Source organism: Brevibacterium samyangense (assembly GCF_039529845.1).
GTDB lineage: Bacteria > Actinomycetota > Actinomycetes > Actinomycetales > Brevibacteriaceae > Brevibacterium > Brevibacterium samyangense.
In genome coordinates, this window is record NZ_BAAANO010000018.1 from 2,850 (window position 1) to 13,066 (window position 10,217).

At 69.6% G+C, this 10,217-nt stretch carries 11 protein-coding genes and 1 pseudogene; 4 read left to right on the forward strand and 8 right to left on the reverse strand.

Annotated elements, in window-relative coordinates:
* Positions 1-93: 93 nt before the first annotated feature.
* Positions 94-942 (reverse strand): annotated as a pseudogene (locus ABD172_RS09900) (GMC oxidoreductase); the annotation flags it as partial.
* A gap of 44 nt (positions 943-986) precedes the next feature.
* Between ABD172_RS09900 and ABD172_RS09905 the strand changes: the two are divergent.
* A complete protein-coding gene (locus tag ABD172_RS09905; RefSeq protein ID WP_344309206.1) occupies positions 987-1,481 on the forward strand; it encodes a GyrI-like domain-containing protein in 495 nt (164 codons plus the stop codon).
* A 90-nt stretch (positions 1,482-1,571) separates the two neighbouring features.
* Here ABD172_RS09905 and ABD172_RS09910 read toward each other — a convergent pair whose 3' ends face one another.
* Positions 1,572-2,075 (reverse strand): hypothetical protein, encoded by a 504-nt coding sequence (locus ABD172_RS09910; RefSeq protein WP_344309208.1) that lies wholly within the window; start codon positions 2,073-2,075, stop codon positions 1,572-1,574.
* Positions 2,076-2,284: 209 nt separating this feature from the next.
* Here ABD172_RS09910 and ABD172_RS09915 point away from each other — a divergent pair, with 209 nt between their 5' ends.
* The gene (locus ABD172_RS09915; protein ID WP_344309210.1) at positions 2,285-3,157 is read left to right on the forward strand and encodes a VOC family protein; all 873 of its coding nucleotides are present in this window, start codon (positions 2,285-2,287) and stop codon (positions 3,155-3,157) included.
* On the opposite strand, the gene ABD172_RS09920 is transcribed toward ABD172_RS09915, so the two are convergent.
* The 4 genes from ABD172_RS09920 to ABD172_RS09935 form a co-directional block, all read right to left on the reverse strand.
* On the reverse strand, positions 3,144-3,644 hold the full coding sequence (locus tag ABD172_RS09920; protein ID WP_344309212.1) for a MarR family winged helix-turn-helix transcriptional regulator: 501 nt from the start codon (positions 3,642-3,644) through the stop codon (positions 3,144-3,146). The two genes, ABD172_RS09915 and ABD172_RS09920, sit on opposite strands and share 14 nt — an antisense overlap.
* A gap of 37 nt (positions 3,645-3,681) precedes the next feature.
* Entirely contained in the window at positions 3,682-4,065 is a 384-nt protein-coding gene (locus ABD172_RS09925) for a hypothetical protein (RefSeq protein WP_344309214.1), read from the reverse strand.
* A 163-nt stretch (positions 4,066-4,228) separates the two neighbouring features.
* Positions 4,229-4,882 (reverse strand): DsbA family oxidoreductase, encoded by a 654-nt coding sequence (locus ABD172_RS09930; protein ID WP_344309215.1) that lies wholly within the window; start codon positions 4,880-4,882, stop codon positions 4,229-4,231.
* 18 nt (positions 4,883-4,900) lie between these two features.
* Positions 4,901-6,406 (reverse strand): MFS transporter, encoded by a 1,506-nt coding sequence (locus ABD172_RS09935; protein ID WP_344309216.1) that lies wholly within the window; start codon positions 6,404-6,406, stop codon positions 4,901-4,903.
* Here ABD172_RS09935 and ABD172_RS09940 point away from each other — a divergent pair.
* Positions 6,405-6,926, forward strand: a complete 522-nt coding sequence (locus ABD172_RS09940) for an Hsp20/alpha crystallin family protein (RefSeq protein WP_344309218.1) — start codon at positions 6,405-6,407, stop codon at positions 6,924-6,926. The genes ABD172_RS09935 and ABD172_RS09940 overlap by 2 nt on opposite strands.
* Before the next feature lie 4 nt (positions 6,927-6,930).
* Here ABD172_RS09940 and ABD172_RS09945 read toward each other — a convergent pair whose 3' ends face one another.
* A complete protein-coding gene (locus tag ABD172_RS09945) occupies positions 6,931-7,941 on the reverse strand; it encodes a quinone oxidoreductase family protein (protein WP_344309219.1) in 1,011 nt (336 codons plus the stop codon).
* A 55-nt stretch (positions 7,942-7,996) separates the two neighbouring features.
* On the reverse strand, positions 7,997-8,737 hold the full coding sequence (locus ABD172_RS09950; RefSeq protein WP_344309221.1) for a class I SAM-dependent methyltransferase: 741 nt from the start codon (positions 8,735-8,737) through the stop codon (positions 7,997-7,999).
* Positions 8,738-8,884: 147 nt separating this feature from the next.
* Between ABD172_RS09950 and ABD172_RS09955 the strand changes: the two genes are divergently transcribed.
* Entirely contained in the window at positions 8,885-10,168 is a 1,284-nt protein-coding gene (locus tag ABD172_RS09955; protein ID WP_344309222.1) for an aspartate aminotransferase type Ic, read from the forward strand.
* The last annotated feature ends 49 nt before the right edge of the window (positions 10,169-10,217 follow it).

The window sequence follows — 10,217 nt, forward strand, 5'->3', positions numbered from 1 at the left end:
GGGGTGCCCGCCTCCACGAGCTGGGAGTCGGCCCGGAGCCGGTACCTCCGAGGCGCCTCGGCCGGTCCGCGGGCCCACGTCACCTTCGCACTCTCACACCTGCCCCGTCCGCATCTGCTCGACGATGTACTCCGCCTGCCGGATGGCGAGGGCGACGATCGTGAGCGTCGGGTTCGCCGCGGCGCCGGTGGTGAACTGCGAACCGTCGGACACGAAGAGGTTCGGGACGTCGTGGGTCTGACCGAAGGCATTCACCGCGCCGTCCTCGGGCCGTTCGCTCATCCGCGCCGTCCCCATGTTGTGCGTCGACGGATACGGTGTCGTCCGATGTGTCGACTCCGCCCCGACGGCTTCGTACAGCAGAGAACCCTGCTGGTACCCGTGTTCGCGCATCGCGACGTCGTTCGGATGGTCGTCGAAGTGCACGTTCGGCACGGGCAGCCCGAGCCGGTCCGTCACGGTCGTGTTGAGGGTGATGCGATTCGATTCCTGCGGGAGGTCCTCCCCCACGATCCACTGCCCGGCCGTTCTCGCATACCCGTCGATGAGACGTGTGAAGTCCGGCCACCACCCACCGGGCTCGACGAAACTCGCGAGGAACGCCGGCCCGAGCGAGATCGTCTCGAGGTAGTACCCGCCGACGAATCCCCGGTCGACGTCGAGCCGCGATTCGTCCGCGATGAGCCCCGCCATCGTCTCCCCGCGGTACATCCGCACCGGATCGGGGAACTGCGCGTACACCGACCCCGTCGTGTGTCGCATGTAGTTCCGTCCGAGCTGTCGCGAGGAGTTCGCGAGGCCGTCGGGGAACAACGGCGAGGACGACATGAGCAGCAACCGGGGTGTCTCGATCGCATTCCCGGCGACCGCGACGACGCGCGCCTTCTGTGCATGCATGTTCCCGTCGATGTCGACGTAGAGGACGCTGTCGACGCGTCCTTCAGGCACGCCTCACGTTCCGCATCACCGTCGAAGGAGCCACACCCATGGACACCCGCATCACCGAACTCCCCGCACTGCGACTCGCCGGTCACACGACCCGCGCCCCCCTCCGGTACGAGGGCGTCAACCCGCATATCCTCGAGTTCGTCCGGTCACTGCCACCGGAGGCGCACGGGCGGCTCAAGGCCCTCGGCGACGCGGAACCGTCCGGCATCCTGCAGATCACCGGCGACGCGGAGCCCGATGCGGCCGAAGGCACCGAACTCACGTACATGCACGGCGTCGCGGTGTCCGCAACCACTCCGGTCCCCGAGGGCCTCGACACTCTCACCGTGCCCGCGGGCCCGTGGGCGGTCTTCACCTCATCGGGTCCGCACCCAGAAGCCCTGCAGTCGATGTGGGCAGCGACCGCGACCGAGTGGTTCCCCTCGAATCCCTGGCGACTGAGGCCGGGACCGAGCATCGTGGCGGTGCGCGACCACGCAGCGGATTTCACCATCGCGACATGCGACCTCTGGATGCCGATCGAACCGGAATGACGGACCCTCCGGCCCGCCGGACACCGGGGCAGCGCCCTCGAGGATCAGGCCGGTCCCTCCTCGGCAAGCAGGACGGGACGTCCTCGAGGGTCAGGACAGGTCGTCCTCGTCGCCCGGGGTGTCGGCGTAGGACACCTCGTCGACGAGGCCCTGCGGATCACGCAGCGGGTCCTCGACGTCGAGGAGCTCCGGGTCGTCGGAACTGCCGACACCCGGTTGGCCGTCACGCCCGTCGAGCGGCTCGGGATCGTCGGCGTCACCGGATTCGGCGAGCGTGAGGTCGTCGTCGCCCGGCAGTGCCTCTTCGGCGTCCGCGTAGAGGTTCTCCTCGAGTGGTGCACTGTCGTCGAGCGGGCCACTGTCGTCGATCCCGGCGTCGACCGCCGCGCCGGCGTCCTCGGCCTCCTCCACGAGTGCCTCGTCATGGAGGACGTCGTCGTCGAACCGTTCCTCCCCGAGCGCCTCGTCGAGCGGTGCGACGGTCTCCTCGCTCCCGACCTCCTCGACGCGGTCGTCCGGGGTACTCGCCGCACCCATCGCAATCGCATCGCGCGGGTCCACTGCATCCTCGTCGAACCGTGTGTTCTCGGTCATGGTGTCCCTCCTCGTGCCGTCATACGTACTAATCGATCGTGCGTGAAGGTGGATCGCTCCCGACGGTACGCGCGCTCCGCGTACGAGTCCATGAATGGACTCCGGGAAATCTTTTACTTGACTGTTCAAGTATTTCGCCCGTACCGTAGCTGTTCGAGGCGCGGCCCGACCGACCGCCCTCTCACCCCACCGCATCAGGGAGCCGTCACATGACGCACACACAGGATCTCCTCGCCGACGCCACCGAGATGGGCGCCGTCACCCTCTTCGTCGCCGATCTCGACCGGATGATCGAGTACTACACCGACGGCGTGCGACTCGACCTCATGGGGAACGACGGGCGGACCGCCCTCCTCGGCCGCGCCGGCGCCCCGGTCCTGCAGCTCGAGCACTCCCCCACACTCGCCTTCGCCTCCCCCGGTTCCGCGGGCCTCTTCCACACCGCGGTGCTCTTCGACACGAAGTCCGATCTCGCGTCGTCCGTGTACTCCGTCGCCCGGAAGTACCCCGGCACCTTCGTCGGGAACCAGGATCACCTCGTGAGCATGGCCTTCTACTTCACCGATCCCGAGGGCAATGGCGTCGAACTGTACTGGGACCGCGACCGCACCTCCTGGTCGTGGGTCCACGACCAGGTGCAGATGGACAACGTCGATTTCGACCCGAACGGGTTCCTCCGTGAACACCTCACGGAAACGGACCTCGAGGACGCGCACCTGCGCCCGGCGAAGGTCGGGCACGTCCACCTCTCCGTCGGGGACATCGCCACCGCCCGTGACTTCTACGTCGACACACTCGGTTTCGCGCAGACCTTCGTCATGCACGGCACCGCCCTGTTCGTGAGCGCCGGCGGGTACCACCACCACATGGCCATGAATGTGTGGAACTCCCGAGGCGCCGGCCGCCGGGCACCCGCCCTCGGCCTCGGCCTCGTGCGGATCGATCTGCCCGACGCGGACGCGGTCGGCGCGGTCACCGACCGCATGGAACACGCGGGGATCGCCGCGCGCGACGACGGTCGGACCGTCACCTTCGAGGACCCCTGGGCCAATCGCATCGAGGTGAGCGTCACTCCTCGGTGAGCGACCGCCCTATCGCCTCGTCCACGCACGCGGTGTCGTCGTCGCACTCGACGACGGCCCGCAGCATCCGGGTGAACGGCTCGACCTGATCCGCGGCGATCCGGTCGAAGACGATCCGCCGGACCTCCTCGACGTGCGAGGGCGCGGCCTCGACGATGAGCGCGCGGCCGCCCTCACTGAGCTCGACGAGCGTCGTCCGGCGGTCCTCGGGCTTGGGGTACCGGCTCACGAGCCCGCGCTTCTCGAGCTTTCCGACGGCATGCGAGAGGCGGGAGAGGGAGCCGTTCGTGAGCGAGGCGAGGTCGGACATCGGCCGCACTCCCCCGTCGACCTCGCTCAGCATCGCGAGGACGTAGTACTCGTACCGGGTGAGTCCCCACTCACGACGCAGATGTGCATCGACGACAGCGGGAACGGTCTCCACGAACGCGAGCGTGGCGAGCCACGCCTCACGTTCGACAGGGGTCAACCAACGGGCTTGGGTCATAGGGGCATTCTTCCACCCCGGACGACCCGCCGCCGTCCTACTCCAGGGTCACGTCGCGGAAGCGCGTCCCGACCATCCGGATGCCGTCCTCGGCCGCTTCGAACACGGTCTCGAGTTCGAGAGCCGGTCCGTTGATCCGCATGAGTGCGACCTCGACGCCCTCCGCGGAGGTCTCCGGATCGACGACGGAGACGAATGTCCGGTCGAACGCCGCCACATAGTCCTCGACGATCGACCCCGCGAGGCTCCGCGCCTTCGACTCGACCTCCGCCGTGAGCAGTCCGGTCACGAGCGAGCGGGAGTCCTCGGGCAGCTCGGAGACCCGCACGGATGCGAAGGGGGCGAACGCACCGGCCCCGGCGATGAGCGCGGCCGCCGCACTCGCGCCGAGCCAGGAGGTCAGGGCATGTGAGGATTCCATGCCCCACACTCAATCGGACGGTGCTGAACGCGCACCCCGCGCCCACTGTGACGCAGCTGTGCGACGGCGCTCACACTGGGCGTCGGCACGTCTTCGATCTGAAAACTCTAAAACTCTCCGAAACTGTCTCGCGTCTCACTCGGGCCGAGGCGACCGGACGAGGTCACTCGCCGTGCGCCTCGGTCCACGCCCGCTCGAGCACCTGCGTGAACACCTCGACCTGTTGGGCCCCGGAGACCGCGTACTTCTGGTCGAACACGAAGAACGGCACGCCGGTCACACCGATCCGCTGGGCCGTCGTGATGTCCTCCTGTACGAGGCCGAGCACCTGTCGGTCGGTGAGCGAACTCCGCACCACCTCTTCGCTCAGCCCCACGGACGCGCCGATCTCCACGAGCACGTCCTCGTCACTCGTGACCCTGCCCTCGACGAAGTGTGCCGACAGGAGCGCCTCCTTGACGGCACCGGCGTCCTTGCCGTGCAGCGCCGCCGCCTTCACGAGGGCGTGCGCGCGCAGCGACTGAGCGGGGACGAGCTTCTCGAAGTGGTAATCGAGGCCGACCGAGGCCGCTGCTTCGGTCACCTGGGCGAGCATGCCCTCGACCTGTTCCGGACTCATCCCCTTCATCTGCGCGAGGTACTCGGCCTCAGTGCCGTCGAAGCGTTCCGGCAGACTCGGGTCGAGAAGGTACGCGTGCCAGGTCACCTCGACCTCGTCCGCGTGCACGAAGGACCGCAGGCCCTCCTCGAAGCGGCGCTTGCCGATGTAGCACCACGGGCAGTTCACGTCGGACCAGATGTCGATGCGCAGAGTCATGCGGACAAGCCTAGGCGCTCATGCCGCAGCGCTCCTGCCGGGGCGGTCGATCGGGGGCCGCCGCACCGCCACCGAGAGCACCGTGGCCAGGACGCAGAGCACCGCTCCCCCGATCCACGCGTAGGTGTAGGTGCCGACGGTGTCCCGGACGAGACCGGCGGCGCTCGCCGCGAGGGCGGCACCCATCTGGTGCGAGGCGAACACCCACCCGAAGACGATCGTGCCGGACTCGCCGAAGATCTCCCGACACAGCGTCACCGTCGGCGGCACCGTCGCCACCCAGTCGAGTCCGTACACGACGACGAAGATCACCATCGACACGTGGACCCGGTCGCTCAGGAGGACCGGCAGGCACGCGAGCCCGACCCCACGGAAGAAGTAGTACACGCCGAGCAGCAGCCGGGGGTCGAACCGGTCGGTGAGCCATCCGGAGAGGATCGTGCCGACGACGTCGAAGATCCCGACGGCAGCGAGGAGCGAGGCCGCCGTCGTCGTCGCCATCCCGTGGTCGTGGGCCGAGGGCACGAAATGCACCCCGATGAGGCCGTTCGTCGTCGCACCGCAGATCGCGAAGGCACCCGCGAGCGCCCAGAACGCCGGGCGCCGCGCGGCTGCGGCGAGGACACCGAGGGTGCGCGCGAAGGCATTGCCGCGGGGCGCCTCGGCGGGTTCGACCCATTCCGGGCCGGCCCCGACCGGACGGACCCCGAGGTCGGAGGGACGGTCTCGCATGAAGACGAGGAGGAGTGGGACCACCGCGAGCGCGAGGCCCGCGATCGCGAGGGAGGCGGTCCGCCAGCCGACGCGCTCGGCGAGGGCCGCGATCACCGGCAGGGTGACGAGTTGCCCCGAGGCCATCCCGGCGGAGAGCACACCGAGCACGAGCCCCCGGTGCTTCACGAACCACCGGTTCGCGATGGTCGCGGCGAACACCTGCGCCATCGACCCGGTCCCGAGCCCGATGAGCACACCCCAGGTGAGGAGCAGGTGCCACACGTGCGTGGCGAACACCGTGAGCCCGCTGCCGAGCGCGATGAGCACGAGCGCGCCGGAGACGACCGTGCGCACGCCGAGGCGATCCATGAGGGCGGCGGCGAACGGCGCGGTGAGGCCGAAGAGGACGAGGTTCGTGCTCACCGCCGTCGACATCACCGACAGCGGCCAGCCGTATTGGGCCTCGAGCGGGATCATGAGGACGCCCGGCGCGGATCGGAATCCGGCCGAGGCCATGAGGGCGAGCAGGCCGACGAGCGCGATCACCCAGCCGGGATGCACCGGCCCTCGTGCCCAGGCGGCAGTGTGCCGTCCTCGCCGCCGAGGCGCCTCGCGCCCGAGCACGGAATGTTCCGTGGGCGCGGTGCCCACGGCGGGCGCCGCCGCGCGGCCCGGCACCGCTTCCTGTGGTTCCTGCATGTGCGGCATTGTGCCGCAGGTCATGCATGCGGGGCGCCCGCGCTCGGTATCCGGAACGCCGCCGGACAGCCCCTTGCGCATCCTCCGCGCAGCGACGAGAGTCACAGTCATGACTTCGACTCTCGGCCCCATCGGCAATTCCGTCACGGCGGCGCTCGGCGAGACCCTCACGGGCGCGATCAAGGGGGTCAACCGGGTGATCGGTGACCTCACCGCACCCTCGCACTCCGCGGCACTCCCGATGGATCTCTACCGGTACGGTGATCGGTTCGTCGCCCGGATCGAGATGCCCGGGGTGCGCCGGGACAGCATCGACGTCGACGTCGAGGACCGCACCGTGAGGATCCGCGCCGAGCGTATCTCCGGGGTCGACGAGGACGTCGACTGGATGCAGGTCGAGCGTCCGCGCGGGGTGTTCACGCGGACGCTCACGCTCGGGAACCGGATCGCCCCGGCACTCATCTCCGCGGACTACGTCGACGGTGTCCTCGTCGTGACGATCCCCCTCGCCCCGGACGCCCGGGCCCGCAAGGTCGCGGTGGACCGGTCCGATCAGGCCGCCCCCACCCCACCGGGCGTCACCTCTTCGGGAGTCACCTCACCGGACCCCGTCCCGTCGGTCACCGACTGACCGCTCACCCGATCTCGAGCGCGATCTTCCCGTAGCGGAGGGCCGAGTCGAGCTGGGTGTGTGCCTCGGCGACGTCCTCGAGTGCGTACACGGAGTCGACGACGGGGTCGATCGCGCCCGTTGCGACGACGTCCATGTAGTCCCTGAGGTCCTGCGGTGCTCCCATCGCCGTGCCGAGGATGCGTTTGTGCGAGAGGTAGAGCGTCCGGATGTCGAAGTCGGTCACGTGCCCTCCTCCCCCGGTGCCGCCCATGGACACGACCGCGCCGCCGGGCCTGAGGAGATTCACCGACTCCTGGAGGGTCGAGCCGACCGAGTCGAGCACGAGGTCCGCTCCGCCGATCTCCTGGTGGAGGGCGACGTCCCAGTCCTCGTCCGTGTAGAGCACACCGCACGTGGCGCCGAGGTCCTTCGCGAGCGCGATCTTGTCCTCGCTCGAGCTCGTCACCGCGACCTTCGCCCCGGCGTGCACCGCGAGCTGCACCGCGATCGTCGAGACGCCCGACCCCGCCCCGAGGACGACGACCGACTTCCCCTTCGCGAGGCGCCCCACCGTGAAGAGCGCCCGGTACGCCGTCATGCCCGAGAGGGCGATGACGCCCGCCTCGGCCCACGTGAGGTGCCGGGGCTTCGGGACGAGGTTCGCCTCGGGCACGGCGATGGTCTCCGCATAGGTGCCGCCGTCGTCCGGATTCGTCCCGAGGAGCCCGAACTTCGCCGTCGGGTGCCGCCGATCGGTGCCCCAGCGCAGTGCCGGCGAGACCACGACCTCCTCCCCCGTGTCCCGGCGCACACCGGCGCCGTCGGAGCCGAGGACGAAGGGCAGAGCCGGCCGGTAGCCCGGGATGCCCTCGCGTAGGAGCGCATCGCGGCGGTTGAGGCCGGCCGTGCGCAGATCGACGAGGACCCGGCCGTCCGCCGTGCGGGTGCCCGAGGCATCGGCCACCGGCGCGGCGACCTCCTCGACCGCGAGGACCTCGGGGGATCCGTGTTCCCGGAGTCGGACTGCACGCATGATGATCGACCTCCAAGTCGAGTCGGAGCAGAACGGAGCGTTCAGTGCGATCCAATCACACGGTCTGTGCCGTGTGGACGAGGCTCAGGTACGGCAGATCGAACGTCTCACCTGGTGGGACCACATGCTCCTCGGCGAAGTACCCGCGCAGATTGGACTCGACGCGTGCGCGGATCCGCTCATCGGACCGCAGCCAGTACGACCGCGTGGCCGCGAGCGCGACGACGTCGTCGACCGTCACCTCCTGGACGAACGGGACCTCGTGGGGCCGGACCGATCCGAAGGCAGGACCGAGCGCAGGACGCCAGGCGGGGCGGTAGACGTCCCCGGCATGCATGATCCGGGACAGGCGGAGGACCCAGTCGACGCGGACGTCGAGCTGGTTCACGAGGATCGCGAGACGCCCTCCCGGAACGAGCACCCGCGCGATCTCCTCCGCAGCCCGCGCCTCGTCCACCCAGTGCCAGGCCTGGGCCACGGTGACGAGATCGAAGGAGTCCGCGGGGAAGGGGATGTCCTCCGCGGTCCCGACGGCGCGCGGTGCCGGGTTGAGCGCGAGAAGCGATGCATCGGGGTCGACCGCCTGCACCTCGGCCACCCCCGGGTCCGCCATGAGCGCACGCGTGAGCTTCCCGGTCCCGGCACCGAGATCGAGGACCCGCAACGGTCGGACGGAGTCCTCCTGCCCGAGCACCACCGGCAGAGCCTCCGCCGGATACCCGGGACGGACCGCCTCGTAGAGGTCGGCATTCGCGCCGAAGTTCCGGCCGTGCGCGGTACGGGTGTGCGCATTCATCCTCGGTCGCACCACGTGCGCTCGCCTCCTGTCCTCCACATGTCCTCGCGGGTCGCCCCGTATCGTCCCACACCCCACCCGTCCGAGCGCGCGGCCCGGAGACCTAGAATGAACTCGGCATTCCCCCATTCGTGAAGGTGGCTTCCCATGGCTCTCGTCGATCTCCCACGACCCGACATCGAAGCAGGTCTGGAATCCGCGCACCGCGCCTACGAGGAGTTCGCGGCCCGCGGGCTCTCCCTCGACATCACCCGCGGCAAGCCCGGCTCGGACCAGCTCGACCTCTCCGCCGATCTCCTCACCGCGGTCACCGCCGAGAACTACCGCGCCCCGGACGGCACCGACACCCGCAATTACGGAGGGCTCGACGGACTCCTCGAACTCCGGGAGATGTTCGGAGAACTCTTCTCCGTCCCCGCCTCGCAGCTCCTCGCTCAGGGCAACTCCTCCCTCACCCTCATGTCGCAGGCGCTGGTGTTCGCCTCGCTCTTCGGGACGGCGGACGAGGATTCGGTCCCATGGGCGTCCGGTCCCCGCCGCATCCTCTGCCCCGTCCCCGGCTACGACCGTCATTTCGGACTGGCCGAGGCGCTCGGCTTCGAACTCGTCACCGTGCCCCAGGACGACGAGGGACCGGACATGGACGCCGTGCGCGCCCTCACCGCGGAGGACCCGAGCGTCAAGGGCATCTGGATCGTCCCGATGTACTCGAACCCCACCGGCATCACCGTCTCCGAGGCGCGAGCGAAGGAACTCCTCGACCTCGAGACCGCAGCACCGGACTTCCGCATCCTGTGGGACAACGCCTACGGGCTCCACCACCTCCGCGAGCCCCATGCCGCCCTCCTCGACATCCTCGGACTCGCCGCCGCCTCGTCCCGTCCCGACCGCGTGTGGATGTTCGCCTCGACCTCGAAGATCACCCTTCCCGGTGCCGGCGTCGCCTTCTTCGCCGCGTCCCCGCGCGACACCGACTGGTTCCGGAAGCACCTCTCCCCCACGTCGATCGGCCCGGACAAGGTGAACCAGCTGCGTCACCTCCACTTCTTCGGCACCCCCGACGGGGTCCGCGCCCACATGGAGAAGCACGCGGCCCTCGTCCTGCCGAAGTTCGAGGCCGTCGAACGCATCCTCGCGGAGGAGCTCGGTGATCTCGGGATCGCCACGTGGACCGCGCCGAACGGCGGGTACTTCATCACCCTCACCGTGCTCCCGGGCACCGCCGACCGAGTCGTGAAGCTCGCCGCCGAGGCGGGGGTCAAGCTCACCCCGGCCGGCGCCACCCATCCCTACGGGCTCGACCCCGACAACGCGGTCATCCGCATCGCACCGACCATGCCCTCCCTCGACGAGGTCGAACAGGCCGCCCGTGGCCTCGCCGCCTGTGTCCGGCTCGCCGCCCACGAGGCACTGCTGGCCCGGGACTCCTGAGCGGACCGACGGCCGCCGGGCGAGCAGCCCCCTGAATGGCCGAGGCGCC